Source organism: Actinomycetospora chlora, from assembly GCF_039542135.1.
Classification (GTDB): domain Bacteria; phylum Actinomycetota; class Actinomycetes; order Mycobacteriales; family Pseudonocardiaceae; genus Actinomycetospora; species Actinomycetospora chlora.
Map to the genome: position 1 here is coordinate 1 of NZ_BAABHO010000082.1, position 20,307 is coordinate 20,307.

The following is a 20,307-nucleotide window of genomic DNA, read 5'->3' on the forward strand; positions in this document are numbered from 1 at the left end:
CGATCAGGAAGAACCCGAACGACGTGACCATGTAGAGGATCGCGATGTCCTTGGGATCGGTCGTCCGGAGGTAGTGCGAGAACGCCGACCCGCGCGTCGTCTCCCGCGCCGGGTACGGACGGGTGACGATCGGCGTGGGCGCCTGGGGAGAGGTGGTCGTCATGGCCGGCAGAGCTCCTCGGCCCGGGTGACGGATACGAGGTGTGTGTGACCCGGACCACGACGGTAGGAGCGCTCCCGCACCCCGGCAAGACACCGCGTGGCGGCTCCCCGGCACCCGGTCGGGGCCGTCTCACGACCGGCCGGGGACCTGCCACAGGTCGCCGGTGAGGTGCTCGCCGTCGAGGCGGTCCGGGGCCGGGGTGTCGTGCAGGACCAGCAGACCCTCGGGCAGGACGGCGAGCCCCTCCGGCCGGTCGCACCCGCGGCCGACCGGGATCTCGGTGACGAGCTCGACCTCGTCGGCCGTGACCGCCGGCGGCAGCGGGGTCGCGGCGGCGCCGGGCAGCCGCACGACGCGCGCCGGCCCGTCGAGCACCATCGTCGGCCCGGCCAGCACCAGCAGGTCGTCACCGTCGCGGGCGAGGTCGCGCACGCCGAGCCCCTCGAGGTCGACGAGGTGCTTGGTCAGGTCGTCGAGCACCAGCTTGCGCCCCTCGGCGTGCACCCGGAGGTCGAGCAGCACGGCCCACCCGCGCAGCACCGGCCCGCGCAGGCCGAGCAGCACGCCGCCGCCGTCGCGGGCCTCGCGCACCGCGATGCCCTCGACGTCGAAGCCGTTGTCCTTCCCCGGGATGTGCAGGAACGGGCCGAGGTGCTGGTCGCGGGTCAGGGCCCCCACGAGCCCCCGCTTCCCGGCCGGCAGCCGCGCCGCCTCCCCCAGGCCCTCGACGTCCTCGCCGGCCGGCACCGTGCGCGGACCGTCCGGCCCGTCCCGCAGCGGGAGGCGGGCCAGCAGGCGCCGCGACTTCTCCGGCGCGACCTGCGCGAGCCGCTCGGGGATCTCCTCCCGCGGCGTCTCGGGCCGGACCCGCTTGCGCTTGGCGCTGTGCGAGCCCGCGACCCACAGGCACCCGTCGACGACGTCGAGCCCCTCGGCGTCGACCTCGTCGTCGGGCACGCCGCGCAGGGCGATCGCGTCGGCGAGCGGGACCTCCTCCGGGCCGTCCCAGTCGAGCGACCCGCCGCCGGGGGCGCGGCGCAGCCGCAGGAGCGTCGCCCCCTCGTCGGGCGCGAGGAACATCGTGTCGTCGGTGACGGCGACGCCGGACAGGTCCGTCCCGGCCGTCGCGGCGTGTGCCCCGAGGGCCAGGCGGGCCGGCAGTGGGGCGGTCATCGCCGGGTGAAGGTGAAGACGGCCGTCCGTCCGTCGGACGACTCCAGGCGCACCGTCGACCCGTCCTCCACGAACGTCCCTCCCTGGGTGACACGGGTGACCACGCCGTCGTCCTCGACGTCCACCCAACCCGGCCCCACGGCGTTGACCCCGAAGTCCACGCCGTCATTGTTCCGTGCCGGCCGCCGTTTCGTACTGCTGCGCGGCCGCGTGGTCGAGCCCGCGTCGGGTTGTGAGACCTCGACCGGCACGCCCGTGACCGTCGCGCGGCACGACGACCCCGAGCAGCTCACCGACGTGCCGGCGCCGCTGCACCCGCCGAGCAGGCCCCCGGCGAGGAGGGCGACGGCCAGGGCGCCGGCGGGGGCACGGAGGAGCGCGATCATGCCCGCTACGACGGTGCGGGCGGTCCGGAATGTTCCGGGGCGTCCTCAGCCCGCGGCGGCCCGCAGGCGTCGCACGACCTCGTCGGCGCCGAGCGCCCGGGTGACCTCGTAGAGGTCCGGGCTGCGCTGGGCGCCCGTGATCGCGACGCGGGCGACGTTGGCGGCGTCGCGCAGCATGCCGGGGAAGGCGTCCGGGTCCTTCTTGTACGTCTTCGGGTTCGGGGCGAAGCCGTGCCGCGCGGCCAGGTCGCGGATCTGCTGGAACCAGGTCGGCTGGTCGCCCTCGTGGACGTAGGTGTCCGCGAGGTCGGCGGCGACGGTGCGCACGAGCGCCGGGTCGAGCCCGCCGAAGCGCTCGTCGGCCGGGTCGGTGACGTCGGTGAACAGCTCCGGGAAGAAGAACCCGTAGGCGTCGCGGAAGTCCGACCAGGTGGCGAGGTCCTTGCGGGGGTTCTCGACGCAGACCCGCTCGACGTCGATCGCCGCCGCGGCGAGCTCGGGGTTCGCGTCGAGCACCTTGACGACCTCGGGGTCGTACTCGGCGGCCCACGCGCGCACGCCGGCGAGGACGTCGGGCCCGGACAGGGTCGCGATGTGGTCGGCGGAGATGTCGCGGAGCTTCACGGTGTCGACCAGCGGTCCGGCGAGCCCGAACTCGTCGAGGCGCAGCGGCGTCGCGAGCGCCTCGGGCAGCGGCATCTCGGCCAGCCGCGGGTTGGCCAGGCCCCGCAGGTAGTACTGCACGGCGGGCACGGGGAAGCCGGCCTCGAGGTAGAAGTCGACCGACGCCTCGGCGTCCTTGCGCTTGGAGAGCTTGCGCTTCGACCCGCCCTCCTGCTTCATCAGCGGCGCGAGGTGGGCGTAGTCCACCGGGTCGAAGCCGAGCGCGGCGAAGAGCTGCCGGTGCGTCGGCACCGACGAGAGCCACTCCTCGGTGCGCACGACGAGCGTCGTGCGCATGAGGTGGTCGTCGACGGCGTGGGCGAAGTGGTAGGTCGGCAGCCGGACGGGCTGGTCGGAGCTCTTGAGGATCACCACGTCGTTGTGGTTGTCCTCCATCTCCACCCGGCCGCGCAGGCGGTCGGTGAACGCGAACCGCTCCCCCACCGTCCCCCCGGACCGGAACCGCGCGACCCACGGCTTTCCCGCATCCAGGGCGGCCCGGACGTCGTCCTCACTCGCGTCGCGCCACGGCGCCCAGCGGCCGTAGTAACCGGTCGGCAGCTTGAGGGTGCGCTGCGCGTCGGAGATCTCCGCGAGCTCCTCCTTGGTCGCGAAGTCCGGGTAGGCCTTCCCCTGGCGCACGAGCTCGCGGACGTAGGTCTGGTAGATCGCCGCGCGCTGCGACTGGTGGTAGGGCCCGTAGGCGCCGCGGGGCTCGTCGAGAGCTCCGATCTCCAGGTCGCCCTCGTCGGGCACCAGGTCGAACGCCTCGAACGCACGGCGGAACTGCGCGTCGGCGCCCTCGACCTCCCGGCTCTGGTCGGTGTCCTCGATCCGCAGCACGTAGACGCCGCCGCTCGAGTGCGCGAGGTCGCGCGACACCATCGCGGTGTACAGGCCGCCGATGTGCACGAACCCCGTCGGGCTCGGGCCGAAGCGCGTCACCAGGGCCCCGTCCGGCAGGTCGCGCGGCGGGTAGCGCTCCTCGAGCTCGGCGGGCTCGGGCAGGTCGGCCGGGAAGAGACCGTCGACGAGGGCGCGATCGAGCATGACCCCAGGTTACGAGGTGGCCTACGGGACCTCGGGCGGGACGCCGTCGCCGCTGGCGTGGCGGCCGGCCCCGTTCGCGGTGGGTTCCGCGACGGCCGCGTCGGCGCGCTGCTCGGCGGCGGCCACGACCTTGGCGATCTCCGGGTCGGTGCTCGTGTCGAACCAGTCGGCGACGTCGTCGTCGGTCTCGCCCGGCCGGGTCGTGGGCGCACCGTCGTCGGGGGTCGGCTGGTAGCGGAAGACGCCGTCCTCGCCGGGCGCCCCGAGCATCTTGGTGAAGCCCTCCAGGGCCTTCCCGAAGTCGCTCGGCACGACCCACATCTTGTTGGCCTCGCCCTGCGCCATCTGCGGCAGCGTCTGCAGGTACTGGTAGGCCAGCATCTCCGGCGTCGGGCGCCCGGCCTTGATCGCGGCGAAGGTCTTCTCGATGGCCTTGGCCTCGCCCTGCGCCTGGTAGTACTGCGCGGCCCGGTCGCCCTGCGCGCGCAGCATCGTCGACTGGCGGTCGGCCTCGGCGGCGAGGATGGCCGCCTGCTTGGCGCCCTCGGCCGAGAGGATCGCGGCCTGCTTGTTGCCCTGCGCCTCGGCGATCGCCGCCTCGCGGTGGCCCTCGGCGGTGAGGATCATGGCGCGCTTCTCGCGGTCGGCGCGCATCTGCTTCTCCATCGAGTCCTGGATCGACGGCGGCGGGTCGATCGCCTTGAGCTCGACGCGCACGACGCGCAGGCCCCAGGGGCCGGTGGCGTCGTCGAGGGCCCGGCGCAGCCCGGTGTTGATCGTCTCCCGGGACGTCAGCGCCTGCTCCAGGCTCATGCCGCCGACGACGTCGCGCAGCGTCGTGGTGGTGAGCTGCTGGACGCCGTTGATGTAGTCGTTGATCTCGTAGACGGCGTTGCGCGGCTCGGTGACCTGGTAGTAGACGACGGTGTCGATCGAGACCGTCAGGTTGTCCTGCGTGATCACCGGCTGCGGCGGGAACGAGACGACCTGCTCCCACAGCGCCACCCGCTCCCGGATGCGGTCGATGAACGGCACGAGGAACGTCAGCCCCGGGGCCGCGGTGCGCTGGTAGCGCCCGAGCCGCTCGATGACGGCGGCCTCGGCCTGGCGGACGACGGTGATGGCCTTGACCACCGCGGTGATGATCAGAATGAACACCGCGGCGATCACGACGTACAGCACGAGCGTGACGGGGTCCATCAACCCTCTCCCTGCAGGGGCGGGCGGGACGGGTGCGCCGGGCCGCCCGGGTCGGAGCGACCCGGCGTCACCACGGCGGTCGCCCCGCGGATGTCGACGACGACCACGGGGTCGCCGGAGGCGAGGACGGCGCCGTCGTGCAGCGCCCGTGCGGTCCAGAGCGCGCCGCCGATGCGCACCGTGCCCGCGTCGTCGCCGGTGATCGGCTCGACGACCTCGGCGGCGGCCCCGAGCAGTGCGGCCGGCCCGGCGTTGACCGCGCCGTCGGCGGCCTCGCCGCGCAGCCGGCGCTGCAGGGCCGGGCGGGCGAGCAGCACGAGGGCGGCGGACGCCAGACCGAACACGACGACGTCCACCCCGAGCGGGGCACCGAGCGCGGAGGCGCCGGCCGTGACCAGCGCGGCGAGGCCGAGCATGAGGAGGACGAAGGTGCCGGACACGAGCTCGACCGCGATCAGCACCACCCCCGCGATCGCCCACAGCAGCGGGATCACACCGCCGAGTGTGCCACGCCCCACTCGTCCGGAGAGGGGATTCAGGCGCCGACGGTCACGAAGTCGATCAGCTGCTCCACGGCCGTGATGAGGGGCGTCTCGAGATCCGTCCACGTCGAGACCGACGAGAGGACCCGCCGGGCCCCGGCGCGCTCGTCGCCCCAGCCCAGGGCGTCGCAGACGCCGCGCTTCCAGTCGATGCCGCGCGGGACCGAAGGCCAGGCGTCGATCCCCACGACGCGGGGCTTCACGGCCTCCCAGATGTCGACGTAGGGGTGGCCGAGCACGAGGACGTGCGCCGCGGCCGGGCCGAGGTCGCGCCGCAGGCCCTCGGCGATCCGGGACTCCTTCGAGCCCGTGACGAGGTGGTCGACGAGCACGCCGAGGCGCCGGTCGGGACCCGGCCCGAACTCGCGCGCGGCCTCGACGAGCACGTCGGCGCCGTGCAGCGGCTCGACCACCACGCCCTCGACGCGCAGATCGTGACCCCACACGCGCTCGACGATCTCGGCGTCGTGCAGGCCCTCGACCCAGATCCGGTGCGGCAGCGCCGTGCGGGCCCGGACGTCCTCGACCCGCCGCGAGCCCGACGCCGAGCGCCGCGCCTCCGGCGCCGGTCCGGCCGCGCGCTGCGGGGGCACGAGCGTCGCGGGCCGGCCCTCGTGGAGGAAGGCGGCGGGCTTGTTCGGGAACAGCCGCCGGCGCCCCGCGGCATCCTCGAGCACGACCTCGCGGACGTCGGCGCGGATCACCGCGCCGCAGAACGTCTCCGCGGCGTCCTCGACCACCAGGCCCGGTTCGGCGACGACAGAGACGACCTCGCGCTTCGGCTTGTGCGACGCCATGCCGGGCAGGCCGCCCGTGCGCCCGGCGCCGCCGGTCGGCGTCCCGCCCCGCCCGGGGACGCGCACCGCCCCGCCGGTCGAGCGGAAACCGGGGTCCCCGGTGGACCCGTGCATGCCCCGGCCCTGCGTCCTCGCCACGGCGCGGGACGCTAGCCGCGCGGACCGCCCGTCCCGGGTCGACACGCCAGAGCGGGGAGCGCCGCCCGGAGGGAGCGAGGGTCACCTCCACCCCGTCACACGGCTCCAGGGCGTCCCTCGCCCCACGGCGCGGGCGGCCCGACGTCCGAGAGGTCGACGGTCGGGGGCACCCGGTAGCGTCGATCGGGTGCCCTGCGCGAGTGCCTCCCTGGCCGTCTGGAGCGCGGCGTGGCTCGCCGGTGCCGCCGCGGCCGACGACGTCCTCGACGCGCTGGCCCCGTGGTCCGAGGCCCACGACGTGGTCGCCGCCGACACCGCCGCGGCCGCGGTGACCGACCTCCCGACGCCCGACCGCGCCGGTGCGGGGCTGGCCGCGCTGCTGGTGCTCGCCCGGCAGCGCCTCGGCCCGGCGGGTCCCGACGCCCGCCTCGTCATGCCGGCGCCCGGCGACATCCGGGGGCTCCCCGGCCCCGCGGCGCTGCGCAGCGCCGCCCTCGAGGTCGGCGAGTGCGCGGTCCTGGCCGGCCCCGGGCTCGCCGCCGTGCCGGCCCCGGTCGCCGACGGCGTGCTGCGCTGGACGGTGCACCTCGTCGACGACGTCCCGCCGGCGCCGCACCCGAGCGTGGCCGAGGCCGAGCACGACCTGCGCGGCGCCGTCCGCGACGCGGCCGACACCCTCGCCGCCCTCGACGTCGCCCGGCCCCGGGCCGGCGTGCGGGAGGAGATCGCCGACTCGCTGCGCCGCCGCCCCCGCCCGACGTGGCCGGCGGGCACCCCCGGCCGCCCGCTGCGGGTGCTGCAGCACGCCGACGAGGTGGAGGCGATCCTGCTCGCGGCGTCCGGCGACGACCTCGGCGGCGCCGTGTCGTCCTCGGCCGCGCTCGCCCGCACCGACGCCCTGCGCCCGCTGGCCACGGCCGTCCGCGCCGCGCGTGTGGCCGCGGTCGCCGAGACCGTGCGGGCGCTGACCGCCGCCTGACCCCGCAGGGTCAGACGGCGGCCGGGCCCCTTAGTGCGAGTGGCCGTGCCCGTGGCCGTGACCGTGGCCGTGGCCCGTCGACCCGCCGGTGTCCTTCTTCGCCGGGGACGACTCCGAGGAGTGCCCCAGGTAGGGCTCACCCGCCCGCAGCGGCGCCTGCTCGTAGCGGCCCTCGTGGGCCGCGACGGGGCGGGTGTCGCCACGGAGCTCGGGGTGCTTGGCCTCGAGCTTCTGGCGCTGGTCCCACTGCCGCTGCAGACCGGTCACGTACTCCCGGTTGCCGCGGTAGGTGCCCTTCCACGTCTGCGGCATGTACTCCTTGGACGGCCCGGGGTCGGCCGTGCCCGTGAGCGCGGGGCGGGACGGGACCTTGCGCGTCTCGCCGCCGCACTCCGGGCACGCCGGCGCCGGGGCGTCGAGCCCGACCAGGCGGTCGAACCGGACGCCGCAGTCGCAGCGGTAGTCGTAGATCGGCACGCGACTACCAGTTCTGGATCGACTTGCGGAAGATGTCCGCGAGGTCGTCCTCGGTGGGCTGCTTCGGGCAGGTCGCCAGCAGCCGCTGCTGCTTGAGCGTCCCGTCCACGAGGTCCGGGATGTCGCCCTCGCCGAAGCCGACCTCGCCGATCCCGTTGGGGATGCGGATGTCGCGCATCAGCTCGGTGACGACGTGCGGCAGCTGCTCGGACGCGTCGTTCTGCGTGTCCGCGGTCGGCCCGAGCAGCTTGGCCGCCGTCATGTGCCGGTCGGGTGCGGCCTCGAAGCTGAACCGGAACGCCTCCGGCGCCGTCAGCGACACCGACATGCCGTGCGGCACCATCGCCTCGTCGGAGGGGTAGCCCGCCGGGTGGAAGTCCCGGACCTGGCCGGCGATCGGGTAGGCGTTGGCGTGCGGGATGTGCACCCCGGAGTTGCCGAACCCCATGCCGGCGAAGGTCGCCGCCATCATCATGTCCATGCGGGCGTCGACGTCCTCCTCGCCCCGCTCGACCGCGGTGCGGAACGAGCGCGCGAGCAGCGTCATGGACTTCTCGCACCAGAGGTCCGAGACCGGGTTGGACCCGCAGTAGGTCACCCGCTCCTCGGGCTTCTTGCGGTCGAACGTCGTGTACCAGCGCGCGGTGTACGACTCGAGCGCGTGGCACACGATGTCCATGCCCGCGGCGGCGGTGACCTCCGGCGGGAGGGTCATCGTCAGCAGCGGGTCGACCACGGCGAGGGTGGGCCGCAGACGCCAGTGGCTGATGCCCGTCTTCACCCGCAGCGACAGGATGTCCAGCACGCACATGGCGGTGGACTCCGAGCCCGTGCCGGCCGTGGTCGGCACCGCGATCAGCGGCTTGAGCTGACCGGGGGGCGTCTGGGCGTTGCCGACGGGCTTGTTGACGTAGTCCATCAGCTCGCCGGGGAAGGTCGTCAGGAGGTTGACGGCCTTGGCCGTGTCGATGGACGAGCCGCCGCCGACGGCGACGAACCCGTCCCACGGGCCCTGCTGCTGGGCGTAGCCGACGGCCTTGTTCATCGAGTCGTCGGTGGGCTCGACGTGGACGCCGTCGAAGATCTCGACGGTCATGTCGTAGCGGCGGATCTGGTCGGCGATGCGGTCGGGCAGGCCCGTCTGCTGCATGCCGGGGTCGGTGATGAGCAGGATGCGCTTCGCGCCGTACTGGGCGAGGTCGAAGCCGATCTCGTCACAGGCGCCCGCGCCGAACTTCAGGGGCGGGGCGCCCCACGTGAACACCGACTCTTCGGTGGGGACCGGGGGGACGGTCATTCGGGTGACTCTCCGATCAGGTGTACTGGCCGCCGCCGTTGCCCACGGTCTTGAGCTGGTGGATCTGTTCGGCGTCGTGGCCGAAGACGACCGTCGCGTTCGTGTCCTCGGCGATGCCGCGGATCTTCTCGACCGACGAGTAGAACTGGCCCATGTCGTTGACGATGGCGGCCGGCGTGGTGGGCGGGCCGTAGCTCTCGCCCATGTAGACGGCGTCCGAGGTGAAGATCATCGTGCCGGTGTCGGGCAGGTCGACCTGCATCGACATCGTGCCCGGGGTGTGGCCGGGGGTCTGGAGCAGCGTGACGCCCGGGAGGAACTCGGTGTCCCCCGAGACCGTCTCCCAGCTCAGCTCCTCGTAGTCGGTCTTGAGGTGGGCGCCGTTGAACAGGCCGTCGAAGCCGAAGGCCCAGTCCTTCTCCTTGTCGCTGCAGACGAGCTTCGCGGAGGAGTCCTTGAACAGGCCGGCGTTGCCGCAGTGGTCGAAGTGCAGGTGCGACAGCACGACGTAGTCGATCTGGTCGGTACCGATGCCGAGCTGCTGCAGCCGCGAGTCGAGGTACTCCTCCTCGCTGACCTTCTCGTACGGGAAGAAGTCCTGCAGGCCCGTCGGGCCCCAGCGCTCCTCCCAGTCACGCGGGCAGCTCGTGTCCCACAGCAGCGTGCCGTCGGGCGTCTCCACGAGGACGCAGTGCGTAGGGACGTCCGCCCACTCGGTGGGCTGGTCCCGCTGCTGGCGGGGGCGGATCGAGCGCCCGGGCTTCAGCAGCAGCCACGTCAGGTCCGCGGTCATCTTCCCGCAGTCCAGGATGCTCACCTTGATCTCGCCACTACCCGCCATCAGCGCTCCTCCGCGTTCAGCGTGCCTGTCCGGTGTCGACGTGGCGCGGACGGGCCGGCGGGCGCGGGAGCGTGGTGGGTGACGGCGCGCGACCCGTATCGGGCGAGCACCGTTGCCGCACCTCCCCGACGTCGAGCGGGACCGCCGCACCCGGCGATGCATGCATCGCCGGCCACGTGACCGGGGACACTAGCCACGCTGACGATCAACGGCAACAGAGACCAAGAGGGGGTCCGGCGGGCCCGGTCTCAGCGTCCGGGAGCCGTGGCGGGGCGCCGGGCCGGCTCGCAGCACCCGGGGTGGCAGAGCTCGCCGTTGCACCCCACGCCCGCGCGCGGCACCGTGCCCAGCCCACGCGCCGGGGCCCCGTCGACCTGCTCGCCGATCAGCTCCACGACCATCTCGACGAAGCGGGGATCGGAGCCGGCGCTGGCGGCGCGGGCGAAGCCCATGCCGATCTTCTCGGCGTGCTCGGCGGCCTCGTTGTCGAGGTCCCACACGACCTCGAGGTGGTCGGAGACGAACCCGACCGGGCTCACGACGACGCCCTCGACGCCCCGGTCGTGCAGGTCGTCGAGGTGGTCGACGATGTCGGGCTCGAGCCAGGGGATCTGGGGCGGACCGGAGCGGGACTGCCAGACGAGGTCGTGCTCGGCGGCGCCCACCTCGGCGGCGACCAGCGCCGCGGCCTCGGTCATCTGCCGCGAGTAGCGGTGGCCGCCCTCCTCCGGGGGTCCGGCGGTGCGGTCGGCCGAGGACGGGATCGAGTGGGCGGTGAACACCAGGCGCGGATCGCCGCCCAGCCGCGTCCGGGCCGCGCGCACGCCGTCGGCGACGGCGGCGACGAACAGCGGGTGGTCGAAGAAGTGCCGGAGCTTGACGAGGTCGGGTGCCGTGCCGGTGCGCTCGGTCGCCGCGCCCCGGGCCCGGGCGATGTCCTCGTGGTACTGCCGGCAGGCCGAGTAGCCGCCGTACGCGCTGGTGGCGAACACCAGCGCGCGCCGCACGCCGTCGCGGGCCATCCGCTCGACGGTGTCCTCGGCGAAGGGGTGCCAGTTGCGGTTGCCGAAGTAGACCGGCAGGTCGCGCCCCGACCGCTGCAGGGCGGCGGAGAGGTCGGCGACGAGGCGCCGGTTCAGCTCGTTGATCGGGCTGACGCCGCCGAAGTGCTGGTAGTGCTCCTCGACCGCGTCGAGCCGCTCGGGCGGCACGCCGCGGCCCCGGGTCACGTTCTCGAGGAACGGCCGGACCTCGTCGGGGGCCTCGGGGCCGCCGAAGGACAGCAGCAGGACGGCGTCCACGTCGGCGGTCTGCACAGCGCTCACGTGCTCCAGCATCCCCCGCCCCTCCGGTGACCACACGTCGACTCCCTGCGACCGCGTTGGTCCGATCGGCCGACCATGAGGGCGGGTCGCCCGTGACCCGTCTCACTCTCCGTGCCACGATGGGCGGCCAGGGGGCGCGGGATGGATATCGACACGTACGGACCGGTCGTCGAGCTGCGGGTGCACGGGGTCAGCGGCACCCCGCCCGAGGACGTCCTCGACGCGCCACGCGTGCGCCAGGTCGCCGGCGACGAGTGGGCGCGGGTGTTCCGCGCGGTCGGCGACGACGGCCGCGATGTCGGTACGCCCGACCACGTCGTCGAGGCCCTGCACTGGGGCCGCTACACGTCGGGCTCGTGGACCTTCGCGCTGTGGCTGCTGCTCGTGCCGTTCGGGATGGTGAACGTCGCGCGGTTCATGCTGCCCGAGCCGGCGGACCGCCCGGGGCGGGGCGCGCTGGTCGTGGCGTCGGCGGCCCTGCGGGCGCTCGGGGTCCTGCTCACCTGCCTGCTCGCGCTGGGCGCCGCGATCGTGCTGGTCGACCTCGTGGCCCTGCAGGCGCCGGGTGCCGTCGCGACGGTGCCGGCGCGGGTCCTGCGGGCGCTCGCCGTCCTGGCCGCCGGCGCCGTCGTCGGGGGCTTCTTCCTGCTCGCGCGGTCGTCGCTCGACACGAACCTGCCGCTGGACGGGGGCGACGCGCACGCGGCCTCGGCGCTGGCCCATCCCCGGGCCCTCGCCGGGGACCCGGACGTCCCGGTCCTGCGGCGGCTGCACCTCGCGGCGGGGCTCGCGACGGTCGCCCTGGTGGGTCTCATCGCGGCGGGCAGCGCCTGGCACGCGTCCCTCGGGCCGGTCCTGCTGCTCCTCGGGCTCACGGTCGCCGGGGTGACCGTGCTGGGCGACCCCCGCACCGCGTGGGCGGACCGCGCGACGCGGGCCGCCCGCGGCCTGGCCGCCGTCGCAGTCGGGCTCGCCGTGCTCGCGTCGGTCGTCGCGGCGGTCGCGCTCGCCGGCGACGTGCCGGCGATGGTGGCGCGCGCGGGGCTCGACCGGGTGTGCGCCGTGCTGGTGCTCGCCGTGGTGGTCGCGCTCGCCGTGCTGCTCGTCGCGAACGCCGTCGTCGCGGCTCGCCGCGTGCGGCCCGACGAGGGCGACGGGCGCTTCGCCCCGTTCGCCCGCGGGTGCGCCGCGACGGTCGTCGCCGCCCTCGGGGTGTTCCTCGGCGTCGGCTACACCGGGGCCGCCGCGTTCGGGACGGCGGAGCTGGTCGGCGCCGTGGCCGCGGACCTGGTGGTGCCGGAGATGCTCTCCCGGGCGGTCTACGCGTGGGGGCTGACCACGTTCGTCGCGGCGGGGATCGCGGTCGTCGCGGTGGTCGACCGGCTCCGGCGCGGGTCGGACCTCCGCGCCCGCGCCGAGGCGTCCTTCGCGGCGGCCGGGTTCCACGCGCTACCGGCGGCGCGGGCCCGCGGGATCGGCTCCGCGATGTGGGTCGCGCGGGTCAAGCAGCACGTGGCGGCCGTCGCCGTGACGCTGGCGCTGACGGGGTCGGTCCTGTCGCTGGCCGCGCTCGAGGCGGCGCTCCCCCAGGCCGTCGGGCGGGCGCCGTGGGACCTCGGACGCTGGTTCGTGCTCACCGCCTCGGCCCAGCACCCTCGCCCGGGCAGCGGCTGGGTGCTCGCGCTCGGGACGCTCGTGCTCGCGGCCGCCGGGATCCGGCTCGTCCTGCTCGGCCGCGCCGCGGCCCGCCAGAGCACGACCCGCCGCGGCGTCAACGTGGTGTGGGACGTGGTCGCGTTCTGGCCCCGCGCGGTGCACCCGTTCGTGCCCCCGCCCTACTCGCAGTCGGTGGTGCCGCGCCTCGCCGACCGGATCCGCCACCACCACGCCGCGGGCCGCACGGTCGTCCTCTGCGGCCACAGCCAGGGCAGCCTGATCTCCTTCGCCACCCTGGTCCGGCAGGTCGGGCTCGGGCGCCCCGCGGACCGCACCGGCCTGCTGACCTTCGGGTCGCAGATCCAGGTGCTGTTCTCGCGGGCGTTCCCGGCGTCGGTGAACCTGCCCGCCGTCGAGGGGCTGATGCACGCCCTCGGCGGCCGCTGGCGCAACCTGTACCGCGAGACCGACCCGCTCGCCGGACCGGCCCTGAGCTGGCGGCACCGGGAGACGCCGCGGCACGTGCCGGGCGCCACCGGCGGCGGGCCCACCGACCCCGGCGCCACGGCGTTCGGGCCCGACTGGCGGCTGCTCGACCCGCCGGTGCCGGACGACGAGCTGCAGGAGCTCCCGCTGCTCCCGCTGCGCGGGCACAGCGACTTCTGGGCCGACCCCAGCTGGGCGCGGGCCGTGGCGGTCGTGCGGCCCGGGCGCTCAGGCGCCCATGGCGTGGTACCCGCCGTCGGCGTGGACGACCTCGCCGGTGGTGGCGGGCATCCAGTCGGACAGCAGGGCGCAGATGGTCCGGGCGACGGGCGTCGGGTCGGTGAGATCCCAGCCCAGCGGTGAGCGCGCCACCCAGGCCTCCTCGAACGTGTCGAAGCCCGGGATCGACTTGGCCGCCATGGTGCGCACGGGCCCGGCGGCGACGAGGTTGGCGCGGATGCCCTCGGGCCCGAGGTCGCGGGCGAGGTAGCGCGTGGTGGCCTCGAGCGCGGCCTTGGCCACGCCCATCCAGTCGTAGCCGGGCCAGGCGACGGTGTTGTCGAAGTCCATCCCGACCAGCGACGAGCCGGGGCCGAGCAGCGGCTTGCAGGCCATGGCGAGCGACTTGAACGAGTAGGCCGAGACCTCGACCGCGGTGGCCACGTCCTTCCACTCGGTGTTGAGGAAGTTGCCGCCGAGGGCGTCCATCGGCGCGAAGCCGATCGAGTGCAGGACGCCGTCGAGGCCGTCGACGTGCTCGCGCACCTGGTCGGCCAGGCCGTCGAGGTGCTCCTGGTTCTGCACGTCCAGCTCGATCACCGGCGCCTCCTGCGGCAGCCGCTGCGCGACGCGCTTGACCAGCGACAGCCGCCCGAAGCCGGTGAGCACGACGGTGGCGCCGGCCTCCTGGGCGGCCTTCGCCGCGTGGAAGGCGATCGAGGCGTCGGTGATGATCCCGGTGACCAGGATCCGCTTGCCCTCGAGCAGGTTGCTCACTGTCTCCCCTTCTAGTGGCCCATGCCGATGCCGCCGTCGACCGGCAGCACGGCGCCGGTGACGTACGCGGCGTCGTCGGAGGCCAGCCAGGCGACGGCCTTGGCGATGTCCTCGGGCGCGGCGGTGCGGCCGAGCGGGATCGAGGAGAGGATCTCCTCGCGCCGCTTGTCGGTGAGCTCGGCGGTCATGTCGGTGTCGACGTAGCCGGGCGCGACGACGTTGGCGGTGATGCCGCGGCCGCCCAGCTCGCGGGCGGTGGAGCGGGCGAGGCCGACGAGGCCGGCCTTCGAGGCGGCGTAGTTGGCCTGGCCGGGCGCGCCGGTGAGCCCGACGACGCTGGAGATGTAGATCAGCCGCCCGAACCGGGCCTTGACCATCCCGCGGATGGCGCGCTGGGTGACCCGCCAGGCCCCGGTGAGGTTGGCGTCGAGCACGTCGGTGAACGCGTCCTCGGGCATGCGCATGAGCAGCCCGTCGCGGGTGATGCCGGCGTTGGCGACGACCACCTCGACCGGCCCGTGCTCGGACTCCACCTGCGCGAAGGCGGCGTCGACGGACGCGGAGTCGGTGACGTCGGCCTGCACGCCGTGCAGGCCCTCGGGCGGTTCGCCGGAGCGGTGGGTGACCACCACCGTGTGGCCGCGGTCGGCGAGCTCGCGCGCCGTGGCGAGCCCGATCCCGCGGTTGCCTCCGGTGACCAGTACGACACGGCTCACGCGGCTCCTCCCGTTCCCAGCGGCTGACGGCGGCGCGCACGCTACCGGCTCGCGGGCAACCGCTCACGGCCGAACGGCGCCTTGCGCGCCGCGGCGGTGATCAGAAAGCTCGCTCACCGGAGCCGACCCCCCGCCGCCCCACGCCGTCCCGGAGGACCGCATGACCGCCACCGACGCCGGACCCAGCCTCCCGGGTCGCCTCGGCGACCCGTCCCTCGACCTGCGGTCCGACCCGCGCACGAAGCCCGACCTCCTCGCCGCGCTGGCGGCCTTCGGGCTCGACGGGCCGGCCGCGGCGCCGCCGGTCACGCGGGAGGCCGGGCCCGACGCGGTGGCCCAGGCCGTCGAGGGGCTGCACGACGGCTTCAGCGCGATCTACGCCAACGTGCCCCTCGACCTGCCCGGCGACGCGCCCGACGACGCCGTCGCGGTCACCGAGACGTCCGTGGTGTCCGAGGACGGCCACCTCATCCCCCTGCGCCTCTACCGCCCGGCGGGCGTCGAGGGGCCGCTGCCGTGTGTCGTCTACGTCCACGGCGGCGGGATGGTGATCCTCGACGCCGAGACCCGCGTGCACGACCGCTGGTGCCGCGAGCTCGCGCTGACCGGCGTCGTCGCGGCCCGCGTCGGGTTCCGCAACGCGTGGACCCCGCTCGGCCCGCACCCGTTCCCCGCGGGCCTCGAGGACTGCGCCACGGCGGTGCGGTGGCTCGACGACCAGCGCGGCGAGCTGGGCCTGACCCGCATCGTGCTGCAGGGCGAGTCCGGCGGCGCCAACCTCGTGCTCGCGACGACCCTGCGGGCCAAGCGCTCCGGCGACCTGGACGCCATCGACGGCGTGTACGCCTCGGTGCCCTACATCTCCGGCGGCTACGGCTGGGACGACGCGCGCAAGCTCCGGGAGGTGCCGTCGATGATCGAGAACGACGACTACTTCATCAACTGCGCGCTGATGGACCTGCTGGTGGCCGCGTACGACCCGGAGGGCCGGCACGCCGAGGACCCGCTGGCCTGGCCCTACTTCGCCACGGCCGACGACCTGGCGGGCCTGCCGCCGCACGTCATCTCGGTCAACGAGCTCGACCCGCTGCGCGACGAGGGCCTCGCCTACTACCGCAGGCTGCTCGCCGCGGGCGTCCCGGTCGAGGGCAAGGTGAACCTCGGCATCGTCCACGGCGCCGAGATGATCTTCCGGCAGGCGCTGCCCGCGGAGCACCGCGCGGCGATCGCCGACATCCGGGCCTTCGTCGACCGGCTGACGGTCGACCACATCTAGGGGGCTATGGCAGGCGCTGCCCCATCGCGATCGCGGAGGCCGCGCCGAGCACCACGAGGATCGTGGCCGCGAGGAACCACCGGCCCGAGAGGTCGACGGTGCGCTCCTCGTAGCCGACCTGCTCGGCGAGGTTGGCGTAGGTCTCGCGCAGGTCCAGCTCGGTGGACGCGCGGCGGAAGTCGCCGCCGGAGAGCTGCGCGATCTCGCGCATCTGGTCGTCGGCGACGGCCACCGAGACCGGCCGGCCGTCGATCTCGATCTCGCCGTACTCCGTCCCGAAGGAGATCGCCGAGATCGGGACGCCCGCCGCGCGGGCCTCGGCGGCCGCCGGGAACGCGCCGCGGTCGTCGGCCGGGTCGGTGGTCGGCGTCGTCTGCTTGCCGTCGGAGAGCAGGATGATCCGCGCCGGGGGCGGCCCCTCCGGCCCGCGGATCTGGCTGCCGAACGCGCGGATCGCGGCGAGGCTGGCCCGGATCGCGTCGCCGGTGCCGGTCGACTCGGCGAGCTGGAGGCTGCCGATCGCGTTCTTCACCGCCTGGCGGTCGGTGGTCGGGGTGACGAGCGTGCTCGGCGTCGCCGCGAACGACGAGAGACCGAGGTTGATCCCCGCGGGCAGCTGGTCGGCGAACGCCGACGCGGCGGCCTGGGCGACCTGGATGCGGGACGGCTCGACGTCGGTGGCGCGCATCGACAGCGACACGTCGATCGTCAGCATCACCGTCGCGCGGTTGCGCGGGACCTGGGCGGTGCCCTGCGGGCCGGCCAGCGCGATCACCATGATCACCAGGGCGACCAGGATCAGCGCCATCGGCACGTGCCGCCACCGGCCGGGACCCTTCGGCGCGACGCGCTCGAGCAGCGCCAGGTTGGTGAACCGCATGGTGTGCCGCTGGCGGCGCCGGTTGATCCACCAGTAGCCGGCGGCGAGGGCGGCCACGACCAGCAGGCCGAGGAACCACCACGGGTGCGCGAACATCAGCCCGTCACCGTCCCGCTCGGCACCCGGCCCGTCGTCGCCCCGCCCGACCAGCCGCGCTTGCGGGCGACGGCGAAGCGCACGACGTCGGCGATCCAGTCGCGGTCGGTGCGCAGCACGAGGTGCCCGGCGCCGGCGCCGCGGATCGCGGTGGAGACGCGCCCGCGGTGGGCGGCGGCCTCGGCGGCGAAGCGGCGCCGCAGCGTCGGCGTGGTGGTGATCTCGCGGCGGTGGCCGGTCTCGGGGTCGGCCAGCACGACGGTGCCGACGTCGGGCAGCTCCTCGTCGCGGGGGTCGACCACCTCGATCGCCAGCAGGTCGTGGCGGGCCCGCAGCGCGCGCAGCGCCCGCTCCCAGTCGACGTCGCCGAGGAAGTCCGACACGACGACCACGAGCCCGCGGCGCCGCACCGCGCGGCGCAGGGCCTCGAGCGCGGCGGCCAGGTCGCGGCGGGTGCCCTCCGGGGCCGGCGGCGTCGACGCGATCCGGCGCAGCAGCTCCCGCGCCGCGGTCTCGCCGCCGCGCGCGGGCAGCCGGTCGGTGCGGGCCCCGGTGGCGACGACCGCGCCGATCCGGTTGCCCCCGCCGCGGGTCAGGTGCGTGACGGCGGCGCAGGCGGCGATCGCGAGGTCGCGCTTCTCGCAGGCTGCGGTGCCGAAGTCGAGGCTCGGCGAGAGGTCGACGACGAGCTGGGTCTCCAGCTCCCGGTCGGCGACGGTCTCGCGGATGTGCGGCTCGGTCGTGCGCGCCGTGACCGACCAGTCCATCCGCCGGACGTCGTCGCCGGGCTGGTAGGGCCGCGGCTCCCCCGGCTCGGTGCCCGGCCCCGGGACCAGGCCCAGGTGGTTGCCCTGCAGCAGCCCGTCGAGGCGCCGGCGCACCGACAGCTCCAGCGTGCGCAGCGACGCCGCCAGCCGGGCCCGGGTCTGCTCGCCGGCGACCTCGTCCGGGCCGGACGGGACGGGCGAGGTCGGCGGCGGCGCCCACGACGGGCGCGGCTCACCCCCCGGCGTCGTCGCCGGTGGTGCGGCCGGCAGCCGCGGCCCGGGCTCCGGGACCCGCGCCGCCGGGGTGTCGCGCTGGTCCCCGCTGTCCGTCACCGCCCCGCCGCCGGCATCGGCGCCGGCCCCATGCCCACGGGGCGGGCCGACACCTGCGGCAGCGGCACGGTCTGCAGCACGCGCGTGACGACGTGGTCGACGGGCACGCCGTCGGCCAGCGCGTCGTAGGACAGCACGAGGCGGTGGCGCAGCACGTCGGGCGCGATGTCGACGACGTCCTGGGGCAGCACGTAGTCGCGGCCGCGGACCAGGGCCAGCGCCCGGGCGCCGGCGATGATGCCCAGCGAGGCACGCGGCGACGCCCCGTACGCGACCCAGCCGCCGACGTCGGCCATCCCGTGCTCGGCCGGCGACCGGGTGGCGACGACCAGCCGCACGACGTAGTCGACGAGCGCGTGGTGCACGAACACCTGCGCCGCGACGTCCTGCAGGCGGCGCAGCTCGGCCGGGTCGAGCACGCGGTGCGGCGACGGCGGGCTCACGCCCATCCGGTAGACGATCTCGCGCTCCTCGTCGGCCGTCGGGTACTCGACGAGGATCTTGAACAGGAAGCGGTCGCGCTGCGCCTCGGGCAGCGGGTAGACGCCCTCGTTCTCGATGGGGTTCTGGGTGGCCAGCACCAGGAACGGGTCGGGCATCGGGTGGGTCTCGCCGCCGATGGAGACGTGGCGCTCGGCCATCACCTCGAGCATCGCCGACTGCACCTTGGCCGGCGCGCGGTTGATCTCGTCGGCGAGCACGAAGTTCGACACGACGGGGCCGAGCTCGACGTCGAACTGCTCGCGGCCCTGGCGGTAGATGCGCGTGCCGAGGATGTCGGCGGGCACGAGGTCGGGCGTGAACTGGATGCGGGCGAACGACCCGCCCACCACCCGGGCGAACGTCTCCACCGCGAGGGTCTTGGCCACGCCGGGCACGCCCTCCAGCAGCAGGTGGCCCTTGGCGAGCAGGCCGACGAGCATCCGCTCGACCAGGCGGTCCTGGCCGACGATGACGCGCTTGACCTCCAGCACCGTGCGCTCGAGCTGCTCGGCGTCGTGCGCGGGCGTGCTCGCCCCCGGCTGCTCGCTGGTCGGCGGCTCGGTCACCGGCGTCCCTCCCCGACTCCTCGCGCCCGGGGTCCCCTCGGCGCTCGCTGTCCCACGGTCCTCGCCGGACGTGGGCGTCCGGGGCGGCACGGTACCCGCCGGTCGTCCAGGCAACCGGGCGGCCGGTGAGGGCAGGGTGAGGGCAGGGATGAGGGCACGGATCAGACCAGCCGCGTCACGGTCGGGAGGAGCTCGTCGGTGAAGCGGACCGGGGTGATCCGTACCGTCTTGCCCGATTCCGGCGCCTCCACCATCTGGTCCTCCCCGTCGACGGTGCCCAGGTAGAGCGCGACGTGGTGCACCGGGCCGGCGCCGTCGTCGTCGGCCCAGAAGAGCAGGTCCCCCGGCTTGCGCTCGGCCAGCGGCACCTTGGTCCCGGCGTCGGCCTGGTAGCCCGAGTAGTGCGGCAGGTCCTTCCCGGCCGCCGCGAACGCGTAGATCATCAGGCCCGAGCAGTCGAAGCCGGTCTTGTCGAAGTCGCCGTGCGCGTCGGCGACGCCGCCGTCGTGGATGCCCTGCGTCGGTCCGGCCGCATCCCCGCCGCCCCAGGCGTAGACGACGCCGAGCTGCGAGAGCGCGCGGTCGAGGACCTGCTTGACCTCGTCGGCCATGCCGGTCGTGTCGACCCCGGCCGCCGCGAGCGGGTCCTGGTCCCCGGAGCCGTCGGTCGCGTCGCGCGGCGCCGGGCCGACCCTCGTCAGCGCCGCCGAGCGCACCCGGGCGTCGCGATCGGCGTCGCGGGCCTGCGCGGCGGCCTCGAAGGCCTCGGCGCGGTCGCGCTGGGCGGCGAGGTCCGGGTCGGCGTCCTCGAGCTCGCCCAGCCGGGCCAGCGCGGCGTCACGCTGCGCGCCGAGGTCGCGCAGGCGGGCCTGCTGGGCGTCGGTGTCGGGCCGCACGCGGGCGACCTCGGCGGCGACGGCCGTGCGGGCCGCCACGGCGGCCGCGGCCGCGACGTCGGCCTGGTTGCGGTCGGCGCGGGCCCCGGAGTCGGCGTTGGCGGCCTCGATGCGCGTGCGCTCGG

18 protein-coding genes are annotated in these 20,307 nt (G+C 75.1%); 2 read left to right on the plus strand and 16 right to left on the minus strand.

The window, feature by feature from the left end; genetic code table 11:
* Nucleotides 1–292: 292 nt before the first annotated feature.
* The 6 genes from ABD994_RS29530 to ABD994_RS29555 are packed head-to-tail and all read right to left on the minus strand — an operon-like array spanning nt 293 to nt 5,974.
* The gene (locus ABD994_RS29530) at nt 293–1,336 is read right to left on the minus strand and encodes a DUF3616 domain-containing protein (RefSeq protein ID WP_345424644.1); all 1,044 of its coding nucleotides are present in this window, start codon (nt 1,334–1,336) and stop codon (nt 293–295) included.
* Nucleotides 1,333–1,722, minus strand: a complete 390-nt coding sequence (locus tag ABD994_RS29535; protein WP_345424647.1) for a hypothetical protein — start codon at nt 1,720–1,722, stop codon at nt 1,333–1,335. The genes ABD994_RS29530 and ABD994_RS29535 overlap by 4 nt, the downstream gene beginning before the upstream one ends.
* Before the next feature lie 45 nt (nt 1,723–1,767).
* The gene (locus tag ABD994_RS29540; RefSeq protein WP_345424650.1) at nt 1,768–3,435 is read right to left on the minus strand and encodes a glutamate--tRNA ligase; all 1,668 of its coding nucleotides are present in this window, start codon (nt 3,433–3,435) and stop codon (nt 1,768–1,770) included.
* Nucleotides 3,436–3,456: 21 nt separating this feature from the next.
* The gene (locus ABD994_RS29545) at nt 3,457–4,635 is read right to left on the minus strand and encodes an SPFH domain-containing protein (RefSeq protein ID WP_345424653.1); all 1,179 of its coding nucleotides are present in this window, start codon (nt 4,633–4,635) and stop codon (nt 3,457–3,459) included.
* A complete protein-coding gene (locus ABD994_RS29550; RefSeq protein ID WP_345424656.1) occupies nt 4,635–5,129 on the minus strand; it encodes an NfeD family protein in 495 nt (164 codons plus the stop codon). The genes ABD994_RS29545 and ABD994_RS29550 overlap by 1 nt, the downstream gene beginning before the upstream one ends.
* A gap of 41 nt (nt 5,130–5,170) precedes the next feature.
* Nucleotides 5,171–5,974 carry a DUF3097 family protein gene (locus ABD994_RS29555; protein ID WP_345424695.1) on the minus strand — a complete coding sequence of 268 codons (804 nt, stop codon included), beginning with the start codon at nt 5,972–5,974 and terminating at the stop codon, nt 5,171–5,173.
* Between the two features lie 325 nt (nt 5,975–6,299).
* Between ABD994_RS29555 and ABD994_RS29560 the strand changes: the two genes are divergently transcribed.
* Nucleotides 6,300–7,091, plus strand: coding sequence for a hypothetical protein (locus tag ABD994_RS29560; RefSeq protein ID WP_345424659.1), 792 nt, complete (start codon nt 6,300–6,302; stop codon nt 7,089–7,091).
* Nucleotides 7,092–7,121: 30 nt separating this feature from the next.
* Here ABD994_RS29560 and ABD994_RS29565 read toward each other — a convergent pair whose 3' ends face one another.
* The 6 genes from ABD994_RS29565 to ABD994_RS29590 all read right to left on the minus strand — a co-directional run bounded on the left by ABD994_RS29565 (nt 7,122) and on the right by ABD994_RS29590 (nt 14,885).
* On the minus strand, nt 7,122–7,568 hold the full coding sequence (locus ABD994_RS29565; RefSeq protein ID WP_345424662.1) for an FmdB family zinc ribbon protein: 447 nt from the start codon (nt 7,566–7,568) through the stop codon (nt 7,122–7,124).
* Nucleotides 7,569–7,572: 4 nt separating this feature from the next.
* Nucleotides 7,573–8,865 (minus strand): hydroxyacid-oxoacid transhydrogenase, encoded by a 1,293-nt coding sequence (locus ABD994_RS29570; protein WP_345424668.1) that lies wholly within the window; start codon nt 8,863–8,865, stop codon nt 7,573–7,575.
* Nucleotides 8,866–8,881: 16 nt separating this feature from the next.
* Nucleotides 8,882–9,706 (minus strand): N-acyl homoserine lactonase family protein, encoded by an 825-nt coding sequence (locus tag ABD994_RS29575; protein WP_345424671.1) that lies wholly within the window; start codon nt 9,704–9,706, stop codon nt 8,882–8,884.
* 248 nt (nt 9,707–9,954) lie between these two features.
* Complete coding sequence (locus tag ABD994_RS29580; protein ID WP_425550151.1) at nt 9,955–11,022, minus strand: ferrochelatase; 1,068 nt, start codon at nt 11,020–11,022, stop codon at nt 9,955–9,957.
* 2,379 nt (nt 11,023–13,401) lie between these two features.
* Complete coding sequence (gene fabI / locus ABD994_RS29585) at nt 13,402–14,169, minus strand: enoyl-ACP reductase FabI (RefSeq protein ID WP_345424677.1); 768 nt, start codon at nt 14,167–14,169, stop codon at nt 13,402–13,404.
* 11 nt (nt 14,170–14,180) lie between these two features.
* Nucleotides 14,181–14,885 (minus strand): beta-ketoacyl-ACP reductase, encoded by a 705-nt coding sequence (locus tag ABD994_RS29590; RefSeq protein ID WP_345424680.1) that lies wholly within the window; start codon nt 14,883–14,885, stop codon nt 14,181–14,183.
* 160 nt (nt 14,886–15,045) lie between these two features.
* Here ABD994_RS29590 and ABD994_RS29595 point away from each other — a divergent pair, with 160 nt between their 5' ends.
* Nucleotides 15,046–16,161, plus strand: a complete 1,116-nt coding sequence (locus ABD994_RS29595) for an alpha/beta hydrolase fold domain-containing protein (RefSeq protein ID WP_345424683.1) — start codon at nt 15,046–15,048, stop codon at nt 16,159–16,161.
* Between the two features lie 4 nt (nt 16,162–16,165).
* On the opposite strand, the gene ABD994_RS29600 is transcribed toward ABD994_RS29595, so the two are convergent.
* The 4 genes from ABD994_RS29600 to ABD994_RS29615 all read right to left on the minus strand — a co-directional run.
* Nucleotides 16,166–17,137: a VWA domain-containing protein gene (locus tag ABD994_RS29600; RefSeq protein WP_345424686.1), complete on the minus strand. Its 972-nt coding sequence runs from the start codon at nt 17,135–17,137 to the stop codon at nt 16,166–16,168.
* Nucleotides 17,137–18,174, minus strand: coding sequence for a DUF58 domain-containing protein (locus ABD994_RS29605; RefSeq protein WP_425550152.1), 1,038 nt, complete (start codon nt 18,172–18,174; stop codon nt 17,137–17,139). The genes ABD994_RS29600 and ABD994_RS29605 overlap by 1 nt, the downstream gene beginning before the upstream one ends.
* A gap of 59 nt (nt 18,175–18,233) precedes the next feature.
* A complete protein-coding gene (locus tag ABD994_RS29610; protein ID WP_345424689.1) occupies nt 18,234–19,286 on the minus strand; it encodes an AAA family ATPase in 1,053 nt (350 codons plus the stop codon).
* 161 nt (nt 19,287–19,447) lie between these two features.
* The coding region (locus ABD994_RS29615) for an NlpC/P60 family protein (protein ID WP_345424692.1) at nt 19,448–20,307 on the minus strand (860 nt) is incomplete at its 5' end.

Bases quoted from the DNA above. Each gene is read 5' to 3' on its own strand.
- ABD994_RS29530 (WP_345424644.1), bottom strand. From the start codon at position 1,336: ATGACCGCCCCACTGCCGGCCCGCCTGGCCCTCGGGGCACACGCCGCG.
- ABD994_RS29570 (WP_345424668.1), bottom strand. From the start codon at position 8,865: ATGACCGTCCCCCCGGTCCCCACCGAAGAGTCGGTGTTCACGTGGGGC.
- ABD994_RS29595 (WP_345424683.1), top strand. From the start codon at position 15,046: ATGACCGCCACCGACGCCGGACCCAGCCTCCCGGGTCGCCTCGGCGAC.
- ABD994_RS29535 (WP_345424647.1), bottom strand. From the start codon at position 1,722: ATGATCGCGCTCCTCCGTGCCCCCGCCGGCGCCCTGGCCGTCGCCCTC.
- ABD994_RS29575 (WP_345424671.1), bottom strand. From the start codon at position 9,706: ATGGCGGGTAGTGGCGAGATCAAGGTGAGCATCCTGGACTGCGGGAAG.
- ABD994_RS29555 (WP_345424695.1), bottom strand. From the start codon at position 5,974: ATGGCGTCGCACAAGCCGAAGCGCGAGGTCGTCTCTGTCGTCGCCGAA.
- ABD994_RS29600 (WP_345424686.1), bottom strand. From the start codon at position 17,137: ATGTTCGCGCACCCGTGGTGGTTCCTCGGCCTGCTGGTCGTGGCCGCC.
- ABD994_RS29540 (WP_345424650.1), bottom strand. From the start codon at position 3,435: ATGCTCGATCGCGCCCTCGTCGACGGTCTCTTCCCGGCCGACCTGCCC.
- ABD994_RS29545 (WP_345424653.1), bottom strand. From the start codon at position 4,635: ATGGACCCCGTCACGCTCGTGCTGTACGTCGTGATCGCCGCGGTGTTC.